The sequence below is a fragment of the Clostridium sp. MF28 genome, from assembly GCF_002969175.1.
In the GTDB taxonomy this organism is placed as follows: Bacteria; Bacillota; Clostridia; order Clostridiales; family Clostridiaceae; genus Clostridium; species Clostridium beijerinckii.
In genome coordinates this window covers 3,102,758-3,124,706 of sequence record NZ_CP014331.1, presented here as the reverse complement: position 1 = coordinate 3,124,706, position 21,949 = coordinate 3,102,758, and the positions used below count along the sequence as shown (strand labels likewise).

Here is a 21,949-nt window from a genome sequence, read left to right as displayed (position 1 = left end):
TATACAGAAAGTGACAAGCTCAAAATATAATATAAATATGAAATAAAAAATAGGGTGATTTACTGATTTTTATCTTAACTAGAATGTGTATTAATATGATAAATTTATTATATTATGTAGAAATTTCGTTGAGTATTAGTAGAATTTAAAATATAATGATAATATGATTAACTTACAAAGCATATTAAATTTAATGGTTATTTTAAGAAGGAGAATTGTGAGACAGATTGATATTAAAGTTAGGTAGGTTGATTGTATTTATAAATAAAGGGGTAGGTGGTGTAATTATGAAAAATGTGAATATTGTTATAGTGGATGACTCGCCTTTTCAAATTGCTTTATTGAGAGATTTATTGACAGAAAGTGGATTTAATGTTGTGGGTGAAGCAGGTTCCTTAGAGGAAACTATTGAGGTTGTTACAAATATGAAGCCGGATTTAGTAACAATGGATATGACTATGCCAGGAACTGATGGATTTGAATGTACAAGGGAAATACATAAAATTGATCCTAATATTAAAGTTATAATTGTTAGTTCTATGATGGATGATGAAATAGTAAGAAAAGCGAAAAAGAATCACGTATGTGGGTACGCACAAAAGCCAGTAGATGCAGAAGAATTAACATTATTAATAAATAGAGTTATGGCAGATGAAGAATTGTTTTTAGAATTGGAAGGTCTATATTCATCAGTGTTTAGAGAGGCTCTATTAGATGTCTTTAATAAGCTTACTAAAACAGTGCCGGTGATTACACATGAAAGTAATGAAAATGTTGAGAAAATTAGTAAGGGAATTTCAATTGTCATGGGGGTTATAGGAAAGTATTCAGGAAGAATAATTTTCGATATGTCATTTGAAACTGCTAATAGCATAGGAAAAGCATTGCTTAAGAGAGAGGTAAAGAATACTGAAGAAATGCTTAATGTTATGTCTGAGATAACAAATATGGCGGCAGGAAATGCATGTTCAATGATAAATAAAAGAAATAGGATATTTGGATTAAGGGTTGCTCCGCCAACCACATTCCATGGAGAATCAATTAGTATATCGAAAGCAGAATTAGAAACTACTTATTCTGCGAATGCAAAAACTCAGTTCGGAGATTTATCAATTAGTATAGGCTTTGGAAGAGGTGAAGGAGAATGGATGTCAATTATATAAATCCAATATTAAATTCTTTTGCAAGTGTATTGCCACAGTTAGGGTTACCTGATGTAGAGAAAAAGGGAATAAGTCTAAGAGGTAGATTCATAGAGAGTCCTGGAGTTGTCATTATTGTTGGTATTATAGGTGACATTAAAGGTAATGTTATTTATGGGTTAAGCTTAGATGATGCAAAACGAATAGCATCTACAATGATGATGGGAATGCCGGTTGAACAATTTGATGAATTGGCTCAAAGTGCAATTTCAGAACTTACAAATATGTTAACTGCAACTGTAGCAACTAATTTTTCAAAAGAAGATATTAATATAAATATATCTACACCAACTCTTGTACATGGAAACTTTACTGCAAATGCGAGTTCAGATAAAGTTGTATGTGTGCAAATGGGTGTTGGAGATATGAATATTGAGGTTAACATTTCAATGGAGAAAAACACAATTTAGAATATTTATAATTTTTATAATAAAACCATTTGTGATTTTGGATCATAAGTGGTTTTATTAAAGGTGAATTAGATTATTTAAGGAAGTGAATTCATATAAATAAGAGTATATTTTCAAAATTTTTAAGAATAGCTTTGGGGATTTCTAGAGATATATTTTATGCGATATCAATTATATCCATTATAGTTTTAAGTGTTTTAAATACAACTAGTATATATGGTTATGCAATACAAAGATATAAATTAAATGAATACACTGGATTATCAACAGAAATATTAATGGATAACTATAAAAGAGTAATTTATTATGTTCAGAATCCGTTTATTAAGGAATTAAAGTTTAATAGTATACCTATGAGTGAATTCGGAAGGATACACTTTTTTGAGGTGAAGAGAATATTTATAGCGCTATATGTATTTAGTATAATATTTATTGGCGTTATAATCTTTAAAGCATTGGCTAATAAATCAAATGATTTAAAAAAGAGGCTTATAGCAAATTTCAATAGTGGTGTAAATATGATGGCAGTAATATTCATATTTGTTGGTGCAATATCAGCAAAGGATTTTTCCAAAGCATTTATTTATTTTCATAAAATATTCTTTAGAAATAATTACTGGATATTTGATCCTAGAACTGATCCTATAATAAATGCATTACCAGAAGAATTTTTTATGCTTGAATTAATGAGTATAATAATTTTGTTGATAGTAGTTACTGTCGTTATAAAGTTACTTTATATTAGAAACAAGTTAGGTTCGAAAAGTTAATTATAATTTACTTTTGAAACTCTCTGGTATATAATAACATTTATAAGAAAAACTGATTAAATATAGCGAGGTTAATACTACATACGCTATGTTAAAAGACTCTTGCTTTAAAAGGCGGGAGTTTTTTTATTATTAAGGAGGAGATTATTTTGCAAAAGATTATTTATGTTGGAATAGGCGGTTGCATTGGAGCTGTAATGAGATACCTAGTGACCATGCAATCGGCAAAAATGATAAATTCTAATATTCCATTAGGAACATTAATAGTAAACGTAGTCGGAGGTTTCCTTATAGGAATGATAATGGAACTAAGTGTTTCAACAGATTTGATATCGCCCAATTTAAAGCTTTTTTTGACAACAGGTGTTATGGGTGGGTTAACAACATTTTCAACATTTAGCTATGAAACAATAAATTTAATTAGCGACGGAAGATACTTATTTGGAATTGCTAACATTTTATTAAATGTATTTTTAAGCATAGGGGGAGTCGCCTTGGCTAGATTAGTATGTAGTATATCAATTTAGAAAAAAATAGTTATTTTAAAAAACTAAAAAAAGATGAAATTAAAGCAATGAGTCTACGAAAAGTATGTTAAAATATATATGAAATTTAAGGGGGATGGACTATTTGAAGTGTAAAATATGTGGTATGGAAATAAATGAAAGAAATTTTAATTTTAATGAAGAAGCTTTTATTAATAAGAATTCGATAGACAATATTATTCATTGTCCATTTTGTGGTGTAGGTAAGGAGTATTTGAGTGAAAGTAACGAAATAATTACAGTACAAAGTGACTCGTTTGATGAAAATACTTTGAAGATTTTAGATCATGCTGTTAAGCTTGAGCTCTTTAATGGTGACTTTTATAATACGGCAGCTATGAGAGCTAAAAATGATAAAGTCAAAAAAGTATTTGGAGCATTATCAAAAATAGAAATATGTCATTCAAAAATACATCAAAGACTAGGTGATTTTATAAAGGCTCCTAATTTAAGTAAAGTCAGCTATGATAGATATGATAGTGATAGTGCACTTTTACAATTAGCAAAACAAAAAGAAGAACATGCTGTTGGATATTATGAAAAATATAAAAATCAGGTTAATGACAGCAATTTATTTGAAATATTTGCAGCTTTAGCTGGCGTAGAGAAAGAGCATGTCATTCTTGTTGAAGAATAGACAATCTTTAATTTGAAAAGATTTAAAGCTTATTTAAATAAAAAATATGAGGGAAGAATTGATGTAAAGTTAATTTTGTTATTGTATTATGGTATGTATGGAATAAATTTAACATAAAGACAGTAATAATGTTCTTGAATTTAGACTTTTTATGTGTTATCATTAACAAGTATCGAAAATGACCTTTAATAAATTAATAATAATTTTAAAAATGTGTTTTTGATAAAAGCAATGATTAACATGGTTTGACGTCTGAGAAGAGACGATTTTCTCAATAGGAGAAATTAAGGTGCAAACCCTTATCATTCCACCATTGCCATGCTAGATGGGGAGTTAGCGGTGCCCTGTAACCTGCAATCCGCTATAGCAGGATTGAATTCCTCGCTTAGGTATTAGCGATTTATAGTCTGACTTTTGTAAGTGGTGTTGATGACTGGGTCCCACGCAATGGAAGCCCATGAACCTCGTCAGATCTGGAAGGAAGCAGCGATAAGTGGTTCCTTCCATGTGCCGTGGATCAATCTGGTCTGAGCTAACTGCATTAGTAACGTATAGAAAACTAATAGCGAAGCGAGGTGCATGGTTTATTTTAATGTTTAATTATAGCATGGAAATGAAAAATTAATTAGGTTATTCTTCAATAGGATTAACATAGGACACAATAGGATAAGAAAGTGAGGGCATTTCAGCAATGAAATACCCTCATTTTCTTATCCTATTTAATTTAAATTTACTATTTACTTTACAATATTTTTAAGACAGCCTATACCTTCAATTTCGCATTCAACTATATCGCCAGGCTTTAGGAATTTAGGTGGTATGAATCCCATGCCCACACCAGCTGGAGTTCCCATTGCAATAATAGTTCCAGCCTTTAAAGTAATTCCCTGAGACAATTCATGAATTACGTCTTGTATTGAAGTAATCATAAGATCAGTAGTACTATTTTGTCTTAGCTCTCCGTTAACTCTAGAGCATATCCTTAATACTGGAGGATTAACAAATTCATCTTTAGTGACGATACAAGGCCCCATTGGAGTAAAGCCATCTAAACTTTTACCAAAATACCATTGTTTATGTCTTGTCTGAAGGTTTCTTGCACTCACATCATTTATTATAGTATAACCAAAAACATAATCAAAAGCTTTTTCTTTAGGTACATCTTTAGCGTCTTTTCCAATGATCAACGCTAATTCAGCCTCATAATCTAGACTATCAACTATTTGTGGATAACTAGGGATATAATCACCATCAGCAGTCGCAGTATTAACTCTTTTAGAAAAATATACTGCATATGGTCTATCCCCACCAAAGGCTTCGTTTTTATATCGAGCAGATTCAACTGCATGTTCCATATAGTTGATACCTAAACAAATAATATCTTGATTAGGATTAGGTATTGGAGGCATTTTAGAAATATCCTCTAAGGAGATATATTCTTTATCATTATTAGTTAATGATTTTTGTAAAAGATCCATTTCATGATCTGTTATGTTTTCTATTAAACTGATCATGCTATCATAATTAATGCCAAGAGATTTTATAGGATAAACTCCTTGCTCATTGAGAGCTAGTATTCCTACTTGCTCTATACCTTCGTGCTTAAAAGTTACAAATTTCATAATACATTCCCCAATTCTAAAGATTTTTTATTTTAAAGTTGTATTGTAGCCCATTTCTAAAATAGAATGTAATTCTTCGTAATTATGATATAGTAATATGAATTTAAAACTGATATTACCGTATATTTATGCCTGTATTAAATTTACAAAAGTATAATGCAATCTATTCTTTTCATCAATAAATTTCTCTGATGTGTATTCAATATTATAATTTGAATAATTAATTCCAGGGAAATATGTATCGCCTTCAAATTCTTCATCTACTTTTGTTAAGTATAATTTCTTTGCATAAGGGAGAAATTGTTTATAAATTTCAGCACCTCCAATTACAAAGACTTCATCTTCACACTTCAAATATCTTTGAAGTACTGAATTAAAATCGTGCTCTATTGTCACCTTATCTGAATCTACATTAAAATTATTATCTCTAGTTAGAACTATATGTTCTCTATTTGGTAAAATTCCAGGCAATGATTCAAAAGTTTTTCTGCCCATAATCATTTTTTTGCCTGTAGTTATTTTTTTAAATCTCTTTAAATCCTCTGAAATATGCCATAATAATTTGTTATCTTTTCCGATTACATTATCTTTAGCAATAGCAACAATTATTGAAATCATTTATTATCCCACCTATCTTAGGCACAATCAAAAAGTATATTATTTTCTTTCATATGCCTTAAATTTAATTATACTGATACGTCCATTTTTATAGATTCATGATGCTTATAATCTTCTAATTTTATGTCGTCAGGAGTAAAATCATAGAAATTTGTAATTTCTGGATTGATCCAAAGTTTTGGAGCATTATATGCATCATTTTTTCTTGTAAGTTGAAGTTTCAAACCATCTACTTGATTTTCGTATATATGAGCATTATTTATTACATGAGTAAATAATCCTGGCTTAAGTCCAGTAACTTGAGCTAACAGATGAACTAATACAGCATACTGAGATGTATTAAATGGAACACCAAGTCCCCAATCTCCGCTTCGTTGAACAAGCATACAGTTGAGCTTCCCATCTGTTACATCCCACATTGTAAGAAAGCAGCAAGGATATAAAGGAGCGCTATCTAGGTATGGAATCTGCCATAAATTAATCATCATTCTTCTATCTTGTGGGTTATTTTTCAATGCATCTATTAATTTATCCATTTGATCGAACTTTTTCACTATCCAACCATAAGAAGTTCCGATAGTTCCGTCTTCCATCATCCATTCATCCCATATTTTTACGTTTTGAGATTGAAGTTCTTTTACACTGTTTGATTGATCTTTAAAGATCCAAAGAAGTTCTTTAACGGCAGTTTTAAATGCCACAAATTTTGTTGTTAGTATTGGAAATTCTTTTTCTAAATTAAATTGCATAATTTGATGAGGTAGTTTATAAGTCTTGACTCCAGTTCTGTTATTATCGAAGTAACCATTTTCTAATATATCATTAGCAATGGCTAAATATTTATCATCGTATAAACTCATTATAGATATGCCTCCTTATATTTAAAAACTATTTTTATAATAAAATTATTCAATATACATTTTAACCTAAAGTATTTAACAAGTCATCCAATATATTTTATATAAAAGCATATTAAAAGTATATGGCCTTCAGAAGGAGTTCAAATTGAAGAAACTATTAGTAATTATTTTTAAAGATTTTTGTATTATAAATATTTATTCAAATATATGTAATATAAGACTAATTGTGTATTTTGCATTGCATAAGCAATAGTGTATAATAATGTTATATTTAAGAGAAATGGCGAGGTGGTATCCCGTGGGTTATACAGCACTATATAGAGAGTGGAGACCAAAGAATTTTGAAGACGTTGTTGGACAGGAACATATAACTACAACGCTAAAAAATGAAATTTTAAACGATAGAATTGCACATGCTTATCTTTTTTGTGGAACTAGAGGAACAGGAAAAACATCAACTGCAAAAGTAATGGCAAAGGCATTAAATTGTCTAGATTTACAAAATGGAGAACCATGCAACGAGTGTGAGATGTGTAGAAAAATAAATGAGGGATTAGCAATTGATGTAACAGAACTTGATGCCGCTTCTAATAATGGTATAGATAAAATTAGAGACATTATAGATGATACAAAATATCCGCCCCAGGAAGCTAGGTATAAAATATATATAATGGATGAGGTTCATATGCTTTCAGTAGGAGCAGTTAATGCGTTCTTAAAAACTTTAGAAGAGCCTCCTAAGAGAGTAATATTTATATTAGCAACAACAGATCCGCAAAAGTTACCTATAACTATTCTATCTAGATGTCAAAGATTTGATTTTAAGAGAATAAGCCAAAAAGAAATATCTAGCAGACTTAAAAAGATAACAGATTCTCAGGGAATAACTTATGAGCAAAAAAGTTTGGATTTAATTTCAAGAGTCTGCGATGGTGCAATGAGAGATGCATTAAGTATATTAGATCAAGCGATTGCTATGGGTGAAGATAAAATTAACTACGAAGATTTAGTTAGTATATTGGGACTTGTGACAAATGAATATTTGTTTGACATAACTTATGCCATTATAGATAGAAGTATTGAAAAATCCATGATTATAATTGATAAGCTTGTTTATTCTGGTAAGGATATGCAATTGTTCATTAAAGATTTAATAGCACATTTTAGAAATTTACTTATGGTAAAGGTTACAAATAATCCAGAAGAAGTTTTAGACATGTCTCTTGAAAATATTCATTTAATTAAAGAGCAGGGAAGAAAGATTAGAGTAGAAGAAATAATGAGAGCTATTAGAATACTTCAGGATTCGGAAACAAATTCAAAAGCTAGCAAGCAAAGTAGATTATATTTAGAGCTTGCTATTATAAAGATGTGTAAAATTGAGTATGATACTTCAAATGAGGTTATTTTATCAAGAATAAACAAGTTGGAGGAATCATTAAAAACTGGCAAGATTCGAATGGTTCAATCAGAAAATATTAATGAAGAATTAAAATCTGCACATAATAATATAGGAACTAATTCAAATAATAATCAAAGTAGAAATGCTATTAATAAGGGTAACATAAATAGTAACAGTGTTAATTTAGAAGCTAATCCAAATTCATCGTTAACAGTAGATGATGTTGGGAGAGTATGGACAGAAATATTAGAAAAGTTCAAGGCAAAGAGGGCAATGATTGTTTATGCTTCAATCGTTACAGCAAAGCCATATAGCTTAAAAAATGGTATAGTTACACTTGAATATGATTCAATGTATGCATTTAATAAAGAAAGGCTACAGAAGGCAGAATACAGAGAAATTGTGAATACCGTATTTTCAGAAGTTCTAAAGGAAAAAGTAATTGTAGATTATGTAGTAAAAAATGATAATGAAGTAAAAGATCAAGAAGAGCTATTAAAAGAAACAATAGAAGGAATACCATTTGAAATATATGATGAATAGGAAGTTACTTATTCATTAAACTTGAGTATTAATAAAAGATGTTTTATAATTAATGAATGAGATTCAAGAAAGAGGAGGATTTTTTATGGCAAAAGGTGGATTTCCAGGAGGCTTTGGTGGCGGAAATATGAATAACCTTATGAAGCAAGCACAAAAGCTTCAAAAGCAAATGGAAGATATGCAAAAGGAACTTGAGACAAAGGAATTTGAAGCATCAGTAGGTGGTGGTGCTGTAGTTGTAAAAGTAACTGGTAAAAAAGAAGTATCATCAATTAACATAAAACCAGAAGTTGTAGATGCAGATGACGTTGAAATGCTTGAAGACCTAGTAATGAGTGCTGTTAATGAAGCACTAAGAAAAGCAGAAGAGGAAACTTCAAGCAAAATGGGTAAACTAACAGGCGGAATGCCAGGCGGGTTATTCTAAGAATTTCAATAGTTATTAATAAGTTAGCATACAGGATTGTAGAAGAAACTTCAGCCTGTATGCTTTTTATAATAGGCTAAAAATATAGATAAAGGAGAATTATAAATTATGATGGAGTTTTATCCAGTAGCCATAGAAAAGTTGATAGAAGAATTCGCTAAGCTACCAAGTATTGGACAAAAGACGGCTCAAAGATTAACATTACATATATTAAATCTTCCGGATGATGAAGTTAAGGAATTTGCGGATGCATTAGTTAAGGCAAAAGGAACGGTTAAGTATTGCTCGGTATGTGGAAACTTTACAGATAAAGATCCTTGTGCATTATGTGGGAATCCTAATAGAGATAAGGGTACAATATGTGTTGTAGAGCAGCCAAAGGATATTATGACAATGGAAAAGGTTAAAGAATACAATGGAGTATATCATGTATTACATGGAAATATATCTCCAATGCAAGGAAGAGGTCCTCAAGATATAAGAATTAGAGAGCTTGTTTCTAGAATGAACGAAGATGTAAAGGAAGTAATATTAGCAACGAATCCTAATATAGAAGGAGAGGCAACTGCAATGTACATATCTAAGATACTTAAACCTCTTGATGTTAAAGTTACTAGGATTGCTTCAGGTATACCTGTTGGTGGTGATTTAGATTATGCAGATGAAGTTACATTATCTAAGGCACTAGAGGGAAGAAAAGAGATATAAAATAAAGGAACCTAAATAAAATTAGGTTCCTAAAAAGTGTTACATAGATGGGAGTTAGAAGTTTCTATCTGCATGAGTGAAAAGCTTCTTAAGCATAATATATATAAATTTGAAAAAGTGTTACAGTATTAAAATAAATTATGAAATCAAATTATGTATATTTTTACCATTGAATGGATAAAATGGTAGTAAGAAGTTTTTTGGAGGGATTTACATGAATAAAAAAAATATTGTAGAGTACCTGATGAACAAGACTAATGACTCAACTATGTATGCTAAGTTATTACATGATATGGAAATTGCAAAAATGGAAATAAATGTGGCTCGTAGCATGTTTAATAATGTTAACGATGACAAATTAATAGAAGTAGCTATTTATTCAGAAAATGTTGCAAGAAAAAGATATGATTACTTATTATCAATAGCAAGAGAAAAGGGGATAAGAGTAGAACATAATTATGTAGTAGAAAATAATGTACGAATTGTTGAATAAATAAAGTGGGGGAGCTAAATATGGAGGGACAATATTTAATATACGGATTAGCAGGGATAATATTATTATTTTTAATGATAAGATTATTAAAATGGCCGATAAAAATACTTATAAATGGTATCATAGGGGTTGTAATATTATATTTAGCTAATTTTATAATTGCAAATCTCGGATTAATAGGCATAAATGTTAATTTTTCGCTGGCGATTAATCCAATTACCGCTTTGATAGCAGGTTTTTTTGGAGTTCCTGGTGTTATTGTTTTGATTATAATAAGGTTATTTCTTTAATTGAGTTTTAGAATTTTCATTTTAGAGGATTTTGACATTGCAAAATTTAATAATTGTTTAAAGATTGTCTGTATTTAGAAATATAAAAAGTTCATTATGTTTCTAAATACAGATTTTGTTATTTTTAATTATAATTATGTTTGTTAATTAAGTGATTTTGAGTTAATATTTAATGTATAAGGATTAAAATTCCTAGAGTATTATTTATTTTCCAAGGAAGGACTCTTTTAACTTATTGAGATTAGTTTTATATTGAAATTAATGTAGTAATTTTTATGTATAAACAATAAAAGAGTATATTATGAGTTACGTATAAGAAATAATTTATGAAGGGGAAAAGAAAGTGAACAAAGAATTTCTTAAAAAGATTATAATAACGGGAATGACAACTCTAATGGTAACAAACATGTGTTATATCTCAGCATCAGCTAAATGGATTAATGATAAGAACAATGGTTGGAGCTGGTTAGATGGAGATATTAAAACTACTGGTTGGAAAGAAATTGATGAAAAGTGGTATTATTTTAATACAGATGGAATAATGAAAACAGGATGGCTTAGTGATAATGGAAAATGGTACAACCTATCTAATAGTGGAGAGATGACTATAGGTTGGAAAAAGGTTGGTGAAAAGTGGTATCACTTTAATAATGATGGGGTAATGAGCATAGGATGGGTAAATGACAATGGCACTTGGTATTATACTAATTTTAGTGGAGAAATGGAAACTGGAACATTAGGCATAAGTGGCAAAGTTTATACTTTCTCTGATAGCGGAGAAATGCTAAATGGTAATACTGAGCAAATAGAAAGTGGATCAGAGAATGTAAATGGTGTAAAGGATGACACGAATTCTCGTATTGCATATGTTGCGACAAATAATGATTCATTAAACGTTCGATCAGATGCATCAACTTCGTCAGATATAATTGATAATATATACAGAGGTGCACAGGTTAAAATTGTTGATGATGAAAAGAATGGATTCTATCCCATAATAATAAATGGAAAAAGGGGATGGGTAAGCTCTAAATGGGTCACGTTTAATAAACCTGAAGATGAGACAACAAAGAGTCCAATCTCTTCTAATATACCTAATTCTAGTGTAGATACTCCATCAGTAGATAATAAAAATTCTAATGCGATCAGTGGTTCTCTTAGTGATATAAGGAATACACAGCCAAGTACAGATAATAAGTATTACTATTCTGATGATAATCTTTTTTATAAAGTTAAACTTTCGCCACCATTTTATAGTGGAGGAAAACCGATTAAAGGAAATTGTACATGGTATGCTTGGGGACGCGCTTGGGAAATTACAGGAGTAAAGCCAAGTGATGCAGGATTTATAGGAAATGCCTATGAATGGTGGGACGCAAATCAAAAAAGCGGTAAATACCAGTATGGTTCTCAACCTAGAGTAGGAGCTATTGCAGTTTGGAAATCTAACATGCCTAATTCTGGAGGCGATGGACATGTAGCAATAGTTGAAAAAATAGATGGTGGTAAAATTTATATATCAGAATCAACTTGGAATGGTGTAACTTTTAGGTATAGAGAAATATATGATACCAATTATTTATATGGATATATTTATCTGGACAAGGCAAATCACTAAGAATTTCATAAGCTAAAGGGGCTAGGGAGTAGTTTTTATTAGTGAAACATAATAAATATTATTGCACATGTAATATAAACAGAGGTTAATAGTAAGTTATAAACGCTAATTATAAAAAGCTATCCTGAAAGAGAGGTGTAGTAATGAAAAAAATTAAAAAGTTAAGTATAGTAGCAAGTATAGTAGCATTTATGCTGGTTGTATCTAATGGATCACATAATGTTGCAATGGCAGAAGAATCATCAGTAACAAACAATAGTCAAGGAGTAAGATTAAATGATGATTTTTATGATGCAGTAAATAGTGATTGGATTAAAAATGCTAAAATTGAAGATGGAAAATCTACTGCGTCTACTTTTGATGATGTTGAGAATAAAGTAACAGAACAAATCAAAGATATAATTAACAATTTGTTGATTAATAAGGATGCGTATAAAGAAAATAGTGATGAGAAGAAATAATAAATATTTACAATAATACTTTAAATATAGAAGCAAGAAATAGAGAAGGGATAAAACCAGTAAAGGAAAATTTAGATGAAATTAAATCAATTGGAACAATAGATGATATTACTAAGCTCTGGAAGGATAAGAGGATATTAAACTCAACAATAAAGTTTTCTGTAGAAAAAGATATAAAAGATGTGAAAACAAATATACTTTATATAAGTCCTACTGCGCTTAGTTTAGGGGATTCAGATGAATATACTAATCCAACAGAGAATAGCAAAAAAGAGCGTAAGTTAACGGAAGATTATTATAATAAAATATTGATGTTAAGTGGATATACTCAACAAGAATCTCAGAAAAAAGTTGATGATATGTTTAAATTTGAAGAAATGGTAGCTCCGTATATTAAAGGAAAAAAGGAAAAGGCTACAACTAAGAATTTGATTGATGAACAATATAATGTATATACAGTAGCAGAATTAAATAATTTAGCTCCTAATTTAAATCCATCAGAAATTATGAATTATATGGGAATAGACAAAGCTAATAAGATTATTTTAGAAGATCCAGAATGGTTGAAAGCATTTAATAAATTATATAATCAAGAAAATTTACCTCTCATTAAAAATTATATTGAAATAGTTAATTTACTATATGCATCAAATTATTTAAGTGAGGATTTTGAAAATGCCAATAAAGAATACGCAAGTAATATGCTAGGCATAACTGGTAATGTATCAAAAGAGGAAGAGGCCGTTGATAATGTAAATTCTATGATGGGAATGGCTATTGGAAGACTTTATTCTGAAAAATACGTTCCTGAAAAGACTAAAAAAGATGTAGAGTCTATAACAAAGGATATTATAGCAGTTTACAAAAAGAGAATTGATAATCTTGATTGGATGAGTAGTCAAACTAAAAAGAATGCTATTGATAAGTTAGATAAGTTAAAGATAAAGATAGCATATCCTGATAGTTGGAATGATTATTCAAAGTTAGATATTAAATCATACGAAGAAGGTGGATCACTTTTCCAAAATGCAATGACACTTAGAATATTTGAGCGTGATAAGATGTTTAATAAAATAAACAAACTAGTGGATAAAGATGAAGATCAGTTTAAACCTCAAACAGTCAATGCTTTTTATAGTGCAACAGAAAATTCGATTATTATACCAGGCGGAATAATTCAAGGCCATTTTTATGATGTAAATGCACCTAAGGAAGTTAATTTAGGTGGAATTGGAGTTATTATTGGTCATGAAATTAGCCATGCTTTTGATAATACTGGGGCCCAATATGATTCTGATGGTAACCTTAATAATTGGTGGACCGAAGAGGATTATAAAGAATTTATGCAAAAGACTCAAAAGGTTGCAAATTTTTATAGTCAGATTGAAGCAATGCCTGGTGAAAAGTTAGATGGCAATCTTACTGTGGGAGAAAATATTGCAGATATAGGTGGAGTATCCTGTCTTTTAGATATACTAGGCGAAATGAATAATGCAAATTATAAAGCGTTTTTTGAAAGTTATGCAGTTACTTGGAGGCAAATAACAACAAAAGAATATGCAACATATGCATTAATCATAGATGTTCACTCTCCTAATAAGGTTAGAGTAAATGCAGTCCTACCACAATTTCAAAAGTTCTATGACACATATGGAATTACTGAAAAAGATGGTATGTATGTTAAGCCGGGGGATAGAATAGGAATTTGGTAAATGATATCTTATATGTTTTAAGTGAAAAATAGGTAGCTTTTCAAAAAAGCTATCTATTTATTTATTAATGGCTTATAATTTGACATTCATTAATTTTGAGTTAATAATAATGTAAGTATAAAATTAAAGGAGTAGTGATGCTATTATGCCAGCAGGAAATGGAGTAAATTGCGGAGATTGTGGAGAACTAAAGCAAGGAAGATGTAATGGAAAGGATCTGACTTGTTTATGTTATAAATGTCCAAGAAAATTGGCACAGTGTATGTGCGTTAAATATTGTAGAGAAACTGAATCAGTATTATATTTTGATGAAGACAATTAAAATATAACTTTATAATTACTTTAAATGTACTCCTAAAGGAGTATGTTTTGTATAAAAAATAATCAAATGATAATGTTGAAAGGCGAATAGTGAAAGAGTAAAATAATGTATAAGTAAATTGATATGTGCAAAGAGGCATATGTAAATATCTCATTAAGAGAATTACATATGCCTCTTATTTTATATTATTCAATACTTTAGGAAAGGAAGTTTTAGCAAATGCGTAGTTTAGAAACAAATGATTGGATGGTTATTAACAATATAGTATATCAGATTAATTCTATTGAGAATTCTACTACTATGCGAAAAAATTTCCTTACTCAGATGGCTTTAGTTTTAGATTTTGATAGTGCTGATTTTTATATTGCATCAGAATTAAATAGTCATACATTGGTTAAACCAGTATTTTACAATTACAAGCCTAGAGCAGATGAAAATTACATGGACAAGTATGACAGTATAGATTATAGCAGGGGATTAATGTTTGGTGGTAAAAGTAAAGTATATAGAGAAAGTGATATTATTTCAGAGAAAAAGAGAGTAGAGACGGAATACTATAAAAAGTACTTTGAACCTAACAATTGGCATCATACACTAAATATGATATTGGCACACAAAAATCAGTTTGTTGGTGTAGTATGTTTCTTTAGAATAAAAGGAAAAGAAGATTTTATATATGAGGATTCTTTTGTACTTGATATTATTAAAGAACATTTAGCCTTTAGGCTATATCAGGATCTAAATAATAATTCCATGGGTGGAGAAAAAATATCTATTTCCCAGTGTGTAGATACTTATGGATTAACCAAAAGGGAAGAAGCTGTGTTATGTGAACTAATGAATGGATTAGAGAACAGTGAGATTAGCAATAAATTATGCATTACAAATAATACATTAAAGAAACATGTACTTAATATATATAGAAAGCTAGGTATTAAGAATAGAGTTCAGCTATTTAAGATGGTTAAAGAAAGAGGATGAGAATACTACTTTAGGGGTATCTATATATTAAAAAGGATAATTAAAATGGTGTTTTTGGTGAATTGTTATAAAAAGATTTTGATAGTATATTATTCACAAGAAGTAGTGAAATAGTTGTTTAGATGGAAGTTTGTATATAATTTTGCAATTAGGGAGGAGAGAGGTTATGAAAGAAATAGTATTAATTATAAGGCCGGAAAAATTAGAAATTATTAAAAGTATTTTGGATGAATACCACTGTGGTGGAATGACAATATCAACCGCAATGGGATGCGGAACTCAAAGAGGCTCGCTAGAAGGTGTAAATGAGATTAAGGGTTTAAAAACAAATATAAATTTATTACCCAAAATTAAAGTCGAGGCAGTAGTAGAGGACAATATAATAGAAGATATTATTTTATCAGTAATAGACAAGGTAGGAACTGGCAATGTTGGAGATGGAAAAATTTTTGTTAGAAATATAGAACAAGTTGTTCGTATTAGGACAGGTGAAAGAGGAAGTAAGGCTTTATAATTATAAATATTTAGATGCAAGGGTGCATAAAGGTATGAATATCTTTATGCACTTTTTTGTTTTAGCTCACGATAGAAGAGTTAGGAAATTATAAGCATAAAAGCTATTTTTATTTAGAGGAGTGATTTAGATGATAAAAGGTATATTAAAGAAACTTATATTAAGTATAACAATAGGATGTATGGTAACAATGAGTTTATCTGGCTGTGGTTCAAATACTCAATCAACTTCTAATGGAAGTACAGGTGAAAATTCTGGTGAAAGTAAGGAATTAAATGTTATCTGCTGGTCCGAATATCTACCAGATGACGTCCTAAAAGGTTTTGAAGAAAAGTATGGAGTTACAGTTAATATGACTACATTTACTGATCCAGATGAAATGCTTGCAAAAGTTAAGTCAGGAAGCAAAGGGACATATGATATGATTATTGGCCCGGCTCAAGATATTAATATACTAAAATCTCAAGATTTGATTCAAAAATTAGATACAAGTAAAATAGAGAACTTCAAAAATATTGATGAGCAATATTTACATGAAGCAAATGATCCTAAAAATGAATACAGTATTCCTTATTTAGGTACAAGCATATTAATCGCAGTTAATACAGATAAAATTAAGGATAATATAAAATCATATAAAGATTTATTGAATCCTAAGTATAAAGATACTATGGTTGTTGTTGAGGATGCCAGACCAATAGTCGGGATTGGATTAATGACAAATGGATATAAGATAAATGATACAAGCGATGAAGGATTAAAGAAAGCAGAGGACTTTTTAACACAATTGAAACCAAATATTCATGCATTCAACGGTGATAGTCCAAAAACATTATTATTAAATGGTGAGTGTTCATTAGGCCTTGTTTATGGAGGGGAATGCGCTTTAGCAGCTAAGGAGAATCCGGCAATTAAAGTAGTTTATCCAGAAGAAGGCATTTATTTCACATTTGATATGATGATGAAAGTTAACGGAGCTAAGAATTCTGAGAATGCAGACTTACTAATGAACTATATATTAGATCCAGAAGTAAGTGCTACTATTTCAAAGACTTTCCCATATGTAAATCCAAACAAAGCAGCTAAAGATATTCTAGGAGACGACTTTAAAAATAATAATATTATGAATATCCCAGAGGCTGAAATGAAGAAAAGTCAAGGTTTACAAGATATTGGAGAAAATGTATCAAAAATAACTGACTTATGGACTAAGTTTAAAGGATAAGGGTGAAAAATAAGACTTTGGAGGGGATTAAATGTCTGAGGTTATCGTGAAAATAGATAATATAAATAAAAAATACGGAGATAATCATGTAGTTAGAGATCTATTTATTGACATAAAAAAAGGTGAATTTTTAACTATGCTTGGCCCCTCAGGTTGTGGTAAAACAACAACCTTGAGAATGATAGCAGGCTTCGAAACACCTACTAGTGGAAGCATTTATATTGAGGGGGAAGAGGTTCAAAACTCTGAACCCTATGAGAGAGAAGTAAATACAGTTTTCCAAAACTATGCACTATTTCCCCATATGACTATTTATGATAATTTAGCTTTTGGATTATCAGTCAAGAAAGTTAACAAAGCAGAAATTAAACAGCGTGTTACAGAAATTCTCGAGCTAGTGCAGCTAGTGGGATTTGAAAATAGAAAACCAGATCAATTATCAGGTGGACAAAAACAAAGGGTTGCAATAGGAAGAGCCCTTATAAATAGACCAAAGGTTTTGCTGCTAGATGAACCTTTAGGAGCTTTGGATTTAAAATTAAGAAAGCAAATGCAATTTGAATTGAAGCGTCTTCAAAAGAAGTTGGGAATTACATTTGTTTATGTCACTCATGATCAAGAGGAAGCACTTACAATGAGTGATAGAATTGCAATTATGTATGGAGGAGATTTAGAGCAAATAGGAACACCAAAGGAAATATATGAAAGGCCAAAATCTAAATTTGTGGCAGACTTTATTGGAGAGTCAAATATCTTTTATGGAGTTGCGAATAAGCTAGGAAATGATGTACTAAAAGTAAAGTTAGAAAATGGAGATGGTATAGTATTAGATTCTCAGGTTATCGATAATGAAATAATTTATGTTCTAGTAAGGCCAGAAAATATAAAATTATCTAAAGAGCCAGTAGATGGGTTTACCCTTGTAGGAAAGATAAAAGAACATGTTTATATTGGAAATGTTAATAAAACAATAATTATGCTTCCAACAGGAATGGAGATAAAGATGAATACTACTCCAAAAGTGGAATTACTACCAATAGGTTCAGAAGTATATGTGTATTGGGAAAAGGAAGATGCAGTTGTTATTAAATCACAAAGCCAAGAAGTCTTCAATGTTGTAGATAATCCCGTATTTACAGTAGATAATCAAACAAAATAAGGAGGTGCTTAAATGAAAAGTAAAAAGAAAATAAACATGCCTCTTATAACCACAGTTGGTCCAGTTTCAGCATGGATGATTTTGCTAGTAGCTATTCCATTTATTTATGTCTTCGTTATGAGTTTTATGAATAAGGGGGCTTACGGTGGAGTTGTCATTGGATTTACATTAAATAATTTTGTACAAGTATTTGATCCATTATATTTAAAGGTTTTTGGTGAATCACTTTTGATTTCGGCTTTTACGACTATAATTTGTATAGTAATTGCATATCCATTTACTTACTTTATAGCCCAAAAAACTACTATAAAGAAGACTGTTTTTATGGCTATGGTAATAGTCCCTTTCTTAGTAAGTTCATTAATTAGACTTTTTGGATGGATAAATTTACTACGTAAGGATGGGATTATTAATTCACTATTGTTGAAATTAGGATTGATTAATGAACCACTTCAATTAGTATACAATACAACTGGCGTTATGATAGGCCTAGTATATATGTTACTGCCATTTATGATCTTGCCTTTATACAGCTCAATTGAAAAATTAGATAAATCGCTATTAGAAGCTTGTAGTGATTTAGGATCAAAACCTATTACTTCTTTTATAAAAGTTACCTTACCACTTACGATGCCGGGAATATTTGCAGGCAGTATTCTAGTATTTATTCCTTCGCTAGGATATTTCTTTGTTACTGACTTACTTGGAGGAAGTAAAACTCAAGTAATTGGTAATGTTATTAGAACTCAATTTATAACCGCCAGGAATTGGCCACTCGGATCAGCAATTTCAATATTTTTAATTGTAATTACTCTGGTACTTGTATGGTTATACCAAAAATCAGGTGGTAATATGGACGACTTAGGAGGTATGTAAAATGACAAAGATGCAGAAAAAGAATATATCTAGAATATTTAAAAATATTTATATTTATCTTGTTTTCTTATTTTTATATCTTCCTATCTTTTATGTAATTATTTTTTCATTTAATACTTCAAAGTTAAATATTACTTTCGAAAATTTCACTTTTCAATGGTATGGGACCTTCTTCAAAAATAGAACTTTAATGGAGGCGCTTTCAAATACTTTGATTATTGGGATTATAAGTACTATTATTTCAACTATTATAGGAACTATTGGTGCTATAGGGCTAAGTAAATACAGATTTAGAGGAAGAGATGTAATAGATAAATTATTATACATCCCTATAGTAATTCCAGAAGTAGTGCTTGGTATTGCTCTACTTTCAATATATTCAGTTCTTAGTATTCCTTTAGGATTAATTAGTATTACTTTATCGCACATTACTTTCAGTATTCCTTTTGTTGTAATAACAGTAAGAGCAAGACTTGCCGGATTTGATAAATATCTTGAAGAAGCAGCTATGGATTTAGGTGCAAATAGGATTGTGACTTTCTGGAGAGTAACGTTACCGCTCATAATGCCAGGAGTTTTGTCTGGTGCTATGCTGGCATTTTCATTATCTATTGATGATGTTGTAATTAGCTTCTTTACAGCTGGACCAGGAAGTACAACACTTCCACTTAAAATTTTCTCTATGGTAAAGACTGGAGTAACACCAGAAGTAAATGCTTTATCCACAGTAATAATGGTTATAACTATTATAATTATAGCTTTAAATACTGCATTTCAAGTTAGGAAGCTTAAGTCACAATAAGAGAATAGTGGAACAGAATGTTTGTCTGTTATTTATTTTCATGTTCATAAAGATAATAAGGCATAAAGGTTTACTAACTTGAATAAGAGGGTGAGTTAATGATTAAATACGATGTTGTTATTAAGAATGGAACCATAATAGATCCAGAGCGAAAAAAGAGCACTATTGCTAATATTGGAATCCTGAATGGAAAAATAAAAGCTATAACAAGAGAAGATATGGAAGGTAACATTGAATTAGATGTAAGAGGTAAAATAGTATGTCCAGGTATTATAGATATTCATGCTCATGTAGAGGGGGATTTAGATTGTGCTAGAGTGCTAGCAGCCATGGGAGTTACTACAGTATACAATGGTAATTGTGGAATGTCTCCAGAAAATATTAAGGAATTCTACAATAAGTATGATAGTTTTTTAATCAATCAAATAGAACAAATTGGACATACTACTCTGAGAGAACAAGTTGGGGTTACTGATAGATATAAATCATCCAGTGATGAAGAAATTGAAAAGATGAAGGTTATCCTTGAAGAAGCATTTGAATTTGGAGTCAGCGGATTATCATTCGGACTTGAATATGTTCCTGGAAGCTCAAGGAAGGAAGTATTAGAACTAGCAAAAGTTGCAGCCCAATATGGAAAGTTAGTATCAATTCATACAAGGTCAGACTCCTATGGTGGCCTTTCTAGCTTAAGAGAAGCTATTGATATAACTAGAAAAACAGGTGCAGCTGTAAATATATCTCATCTAACTTACCAGTTTGGAATGGGAATGGCAACAGAAGCTCTTCATATGATAGAAGAAGCTTTAGCTGAAGGGCTAGATATATCTGTAGATAGCGGAATGTATAGTGGATTTGCGACTTCCATTGGAAGTGCTGTTTTTGATGAAGGCTGCATAGAAAAGTGGGGATGCGATTATAGCAGCTTAATAGCTGGGACTGGTAAATATAAGGGTAAGAGATTAACCAAAGAAATGTATGAAGAACTTAGACGAAATTATCCGGATGATACGGTCATAGGCATGGTAGGAGAGGAATATGAAGTATTTGAAATACTAGAAAAACCTTATGTAATGGTCTCTACAGATGCGGGAACATTATACGATGCTGGAGTTCCAGGTCATCCCCAAGATGCAGGGACATATCCTAAATTTTTTAAAACTATGGTAAGAGAGCAGCATAGAATCACTTTAATAGATGCTATAAGACGATGCACATATATGCCGGCAAAACGCTTAGGATTAATAAATAAAGGATTTATTGGAGTTGGAGCTGATGCAGATATTTTAATATTTGATGCAAAAATAATAGAAGATAGAGCAGATTATCCATGCTTTGGAGCCACAGACACAAGGCCAGAAGGCATTGAATATGTTTTTGTAAATGGAGTTATGACAGTAAAAGGGAAAGAAGTATTGGATATAAGTGCAGGGAAAACTATTAAAGATAAGTGTCTTATGTGGAATTGGGAGCAATGAGAAGTATGGAATAAACTAATAAGGTCAAACACAAATATTCTTGAGAATATTAGAATATATATTCTTCGGAATATTACCATAGATATTCTTAAGAATAAGTATTCTTTACCATATATATTCTTCAGAATATGTTTAAGAAATCAGGCCTTACAGATATTTATTAGACTTTGAAATTAATTGTTAATAGAAATTAATGTGTGAAATTCACAGCAAAATAAATTGTTGGCAAAAATAAGTTGAGAGATCTTATATTAATTAAATGAGAGGAAGAGAT

22 protein-coding genes, 1 other RNA gene and 1 pseudogene are annotated in these 21,949 nt (G+C 30.3%); 21 read left to right on the top strand and 3 right to left on the bottom strand.

The window, feature by feature from the left end; genetic code table 11:
• The first annotated feature begins 287 nt into the window (after positions 1-287).
• The 6 genes from AXY43_RS13275 to ffs all read left to right on the top strand — a co-directional run bounded on the left by AXY43_RS13275 (position 288) and on the right by ffs (position 4,147).
• Positions 288-1,163 (top strand): response regulator, encoded by an 876-nt coding sequence (locus AXY43_RS13275; protein ID WP_023974910.1) that lies wholly within the window; start codon positions 288-290, stop codon positions 1,161-1,163.
• Positions 1,145-1,612: a chemotaxis protein CheX gene (locus AXY43_RS13270; RefSeq protein WP_012061108.1), complete on the top strand. Its 468-nt coding sequence runs from the start codon at positions 1,145-1,147 to the stop codon at positions 1,610-1,612. The genes AXY43_RS13275 and AXY43_RS13270 overlap by 19 nt, the downstream gene beginning before the upstream one ends.
• A gap of 134 nt (positions 1,613-1,746) precedes the next feature.
• On the top strand, positions 1,747-2,382 hold the full coding sequence (locus AXY43_RS13265; protein ID WP_077854797.1) for a TIGR01906 family membrane protein: 636 nt from the start codon (positions 1,747-1,749) through the stop codon (positions 2,380-2,382).
• A gap of 149 nt (positions 2,383-2,531) precedes the next feature.
• Complete coding sequence (gene crcB / locus AXY43_RS13260; protein WP_023974908.1) at positions 2,532-2,909, top strand: fluoride efflux transporter CrcB; 378 nt, start codon at positions 2,532-2,534, stop codon at positions 2,907-2,909.
• Between the two features lie 103 nt (positions 2,910-3,012).
• A complete protein-coding gene (locus AXY43_RS13255; protein ID WP_052483046.1) occupies positions 3,013-3,564 on the top strand; it encodes a ferritin-like domain-containing protein in 552 nt (183 codons plus the stop codon).
• 316 nt (positions 3,565-3,880) lie between these two features.
• Positions 3,881-4,147: signal recognition particle sRNA large type (gene ffs, locus AXY43_RS13250), an RNA gene on the top strand.
• 154 nt (positions 4,148-4,301) lie between these two features.
• Here the strand turns inward: ffs and AXY43_RS13245 are convergent.
• The 3 genes from AXY43_RS13245 to AXY43_RS13235 all read right to left on the bottom strand — a co-directional run bounded on the left by AXY43_RS13245 (position 4,302) and on the right by AXY43_RS13235 (position 6,664).
• Positions 4,302-5,186 (bottom strand): fumarylacetoacetate hydrolase family protein, encoded by an 885-nt coding sequence (locus AXY43_RS13245; protein ID WP_077309916.1) that lies wholly within the window; start codon positions 5,184-5,186, stop codon positions 4,302-4,304.
• A gap of 126 nt (positions 5,187-5,312) precedes the next feature.
• Positions 5,313-5,804 (bottom strand): dihydrofolate reductase, encoded by a 492-nt coding sequence (locus AXY43_RS13240; RefSeq protein ID WP_105411651.1) that lies wholly within the window; start codon positions 5,802-5,804, stop codon positions 5,313-5,315.
• 68 nt (positions 5,805-5,872) lie between these two features.
• Complete coding sequence (locus AXY43_RS13235) at positions 5,873-6,664, bottom strand: thymidylate synthase (RefSeq protein ID WP_017212280.1); 792 nt, start codon at positions 6,662-6,664, stop codon at positions 5,873-5,875.
• A 298-nt stretch (positions 6,665-6,962) separates the two neighbouring features.
• Here AXY43_RS13235 and dnaX point away from each other — a divergent pair, with 298 nt between their 5' ends.
• The 15 genes and pseudogenes from dnaX (at position 6,963) to AXY43_RS13165 (ending at position 21,675) form a co-directional block, all read left to right on the top strand.
• On the top strand, positions 6,963-8,609 hold the full coding sequence (gene dnaX, locus AXY43_RS13230; RefSeq protein WP_105411650.1) for a DNA polymerase III subunit gamma/tau: 1,647 nt from the start codon (positions 6,963-6,965) through the stop codon (positions 8,607-8,609).
• A gap of 85 nt (positions 8,610-8,694) precedes the next feature.
• Complete coding sequence (locus AXY43_RS13225) at positions 8,695-9,036, top strand: YbaB/EbfC family nucleoid-associated protein (RefSeq protein WP_023974902.1); 342 nt, start codon at positions 8,695-8,697, stop codon at positions 9,034-9,036.
• Positions 9,037-9,147: 111 nt separating this feature from the next.
• Complete coding sequence (gene recR / locus AXY43_RS13220; RefSeq protein ID WP_023974901.1) at positions 9,148-9,744, top strand: recombination mediator RecR; 597 nt, start codon at positions 9,148-9,150, stop codon at positions 9,742-9,744.
• Between the two features lie 214 nt (positions 9,745-9,958).
• Entirely contained in the window at positions 9,959-10,237 is a 279-nt protein-coding gene (locus AXY43_RS13215) for a YaaL family protein (RefSeq protein WP_012061098.1), read from the top strand.
• 20 nt (positions 10,238-10,257) lie between these two features.
• Positions 10,258-10,527 (top strand): pro-sigmaK processing inhibitor BofA family protein, encoded by a 270-nt coding sequence (locus tag AXY43_RS13210; RefSeq protein WP_023974900.1) that lies wholly within the window; start codon positions 10,258-10,260, stop codon positions 10,525-10,527.
• Between the two features lie 343 nt (positions 10,528-10,870).
• Positions 10,871-12,145: a CHAP domain-containing protein gene (locus AXY43_RS13205; RefSeq protein WP_017212278.1), complete on the top strand. Its 1,275-nt coding sequence runs from the start codon at positions 10,871-10,873 to the stop codon at positions 12,143-12,145.
• 143 nt (positions 12,146-12,288) lie between these two features.
• A pseudogene (locus AXY43_RS28470) lies at positions 12,289-14,318 on the top strand (M13-type metalloendopeptidase).
• 145 nt (positions 14,319-14,463) lie between these two features.
• Positions 14,464-14,640 (top strand): hypothetical protein, encoded by a 177-nt coding sequence (locus AXY43_RS27955; protein WP_017212276.1) that lies wholly within the window; start codon positions 14,464-14,466, stop codon positions 14,638-14,640.
• 219 nt (positions 14,641-14,859) lie between these two features.
• The gene (locus tag AXY43_RS13195; RefSeq protein WP_012061093.1) at positions 14,860-15,621 is read left to right on the top strand and encodes a helix-turn-helix domain-containing protein; all 762 of its coding nucleotides are present in this window, start codon (positions 14,860-14,862) and stop codon (positions 15,619-15,621) included.
• Between the two features lie 166 nt (positions 15,622-15,787).
• The gene (locus AXY43_RS13190) at positions 15,788-16,135 is read left to right on the top strand and encodes a P-II family nitrogen regulator (RefSeq protein ID WP_012061092.1); all 348 of its coding nucleotides are present in this window, start codon (positions 15,788-15,790) and stop codon (positions 16,133-16,135) included.
• Between the two features lie 130 nt (positions 16,136-16,265).
• A complete protein-coding gene (locus tag AXY43_RS13185; protein ID WP_017212274.1) occupies positions 16,266-17,360 on the top strand; it encodes a polyamine ABC transporter substrate-binding protein in 1,095 nt (364 codons plus the stop codon).
• A gap of 31 nt (positions 17,361-17,391) precedes the next feature.
• The gene (locus tag AXY43_RS13180; RefSeq protein ID WP_105411649.1) at positions 17,392-18,519 is read left to right on the top strand and encodes an ABC transporter ATP-binding protein; all 1,128 of its coding nucleotides are present in this window, start codon (positions 17,392-17,394) and stop codon (positions 18,517-18,519) included.
• A 12-nt stretch (positions 18,520-18,531) separates the two neighbouring features.
• Complete coding sequence (locus tag AXY43_RS13175) at positions 18,532-19,395, top strand: ABC transporter permease (RefSeq protein WP_105411648.1); 864 nt, start codon at positions 18,532-18,534, stop codon at positions 19,393-19,395.
• A 1-nt stretch (position 19,396) separates the two neighbouring features.
• Positions 19,397-20,197, top strand: coding sequence for an ABC transporter permease (locus AXY43_RS13170; RefSeq protein ID WP_039772956.1), 801 nt, complete (start codon positions 19,397-19,399; stop codon positions 20,195-20,197).
• Between the two features lie 101 nt (positions 20,198-20,298).
• Entirely contained in the window at positions 20,299-21,675 is a 1,377-nt protein-coding gene (locus AXY43_RS13165) for an amidohydrolase family protein (protein WP_181246103.1), read from the top strand.
• Positions 21,676-21,949: the final 274 nt, after the last annotated feature.

Coding starts and splice junctions, on each gene's coding strand:
- AXY43_RS13190 (WP_012061092.1), top strand. CDS start 15,788: ATGAAAGAAATAGTATTAATTATAAGGCCGGAAAAATTAGAAATTATT.
- recR (WP_023974901.1), top strand. CDS start 9,148: ATGGAGTTTTATCCAGTAGCCATAGAAAAGTTGATAGAAGAATTCGCT.
- AXY43_RS13240 (WP_105411651.1), bottom strand. CDS start 5,804: ATGATTTCAATAATTGTTGCTATTGCTAAAGATAATGTAATCGGAAAA.
- AXY43_RS13185 (WP_017212274.1), top strand. CDS start 16,266: ATGATAAAAGGTATATTAAAGAAACTTATATTAAGTATAACAATAGGA.
- AXY43_RS13225 (WP_023974902.1), top strand. CDS start 8,695: ATGGCAAAAGGTGGATTTCCAGGAGGCTTTGGTGGCGGAAATATGAAT.
- AXY43_RS27955 (WP_017212276.1), top strand. CDS start 14,464: ATGCCAGCAGGAAATGGAGTAAATTGCGGAGATTGTGGAGAACTAAAG.
- AXY43_RS13180 (WP_105411649.1), top strand. CDS start 17,392: ATGTCTGAGGTTATCGTGAAAATAGATAATATAAATAAAAAATACGGA.
- AXY43_RS13170 (WP_039772956.1), top strand. CDS start 19,397: ATGACAAAGATGCAGAAAAAGAATATATCTAGAATATTTAAAAATATT.
- AXY43_RS13175 (WP_105411648.1), top strand. CDS start 18,532: ATGAAAAGTAAAAAGAAAATAAACATGCCTCTTATAACCACAGTTGGT.
- AXY43_RS13195 (WP_012061093.1), top strand. CDS start 14,860: ATGCGTAGTTTAGAAACAAATGATTGGATGGTTATTAACAATATAGTA.
- AXY43_RS13235 (WP_017212280.1), bottom strand. CDS start 6,664: ATGAGTTTATACGATGATAAATATTTAGCCATTGCTAATGATATATTA.
- AXY43_RS13245 (WP_077309916.1), bottom strand. CDS start 5,186: ATGAAATTTGTAACTTTTAAGCACGAAGGTATAGAGCAAGTAGGAATA.
- AXY43_RS13215 (WP_012061098.1), top strand. CDS start 9,959: ATGAATAAAAAAAATATTGTAGAGTACCTGATGAACAAGACTAATGAC.
- AXY43_RS13270 (WP_012061108.1), top strand. CDS start 1,145: ATGGATGTCAATTATATAAATCCAATATTAAATTCTTTTGCAAGTGTA.
- AXY43_RS13210 (WP_023974900.1), top strand. CDS start 10,258: ATGGAGGGACAATATTTAATATACGGATTAGCAGGGATAATATTATTA.
- AXY43_RS13275 (WP_023974910.1), top strand. CDS start 288: ATGAAAAATGTGAATATTGTTATAGTGGATGACTCGCCTTTTCAAATT.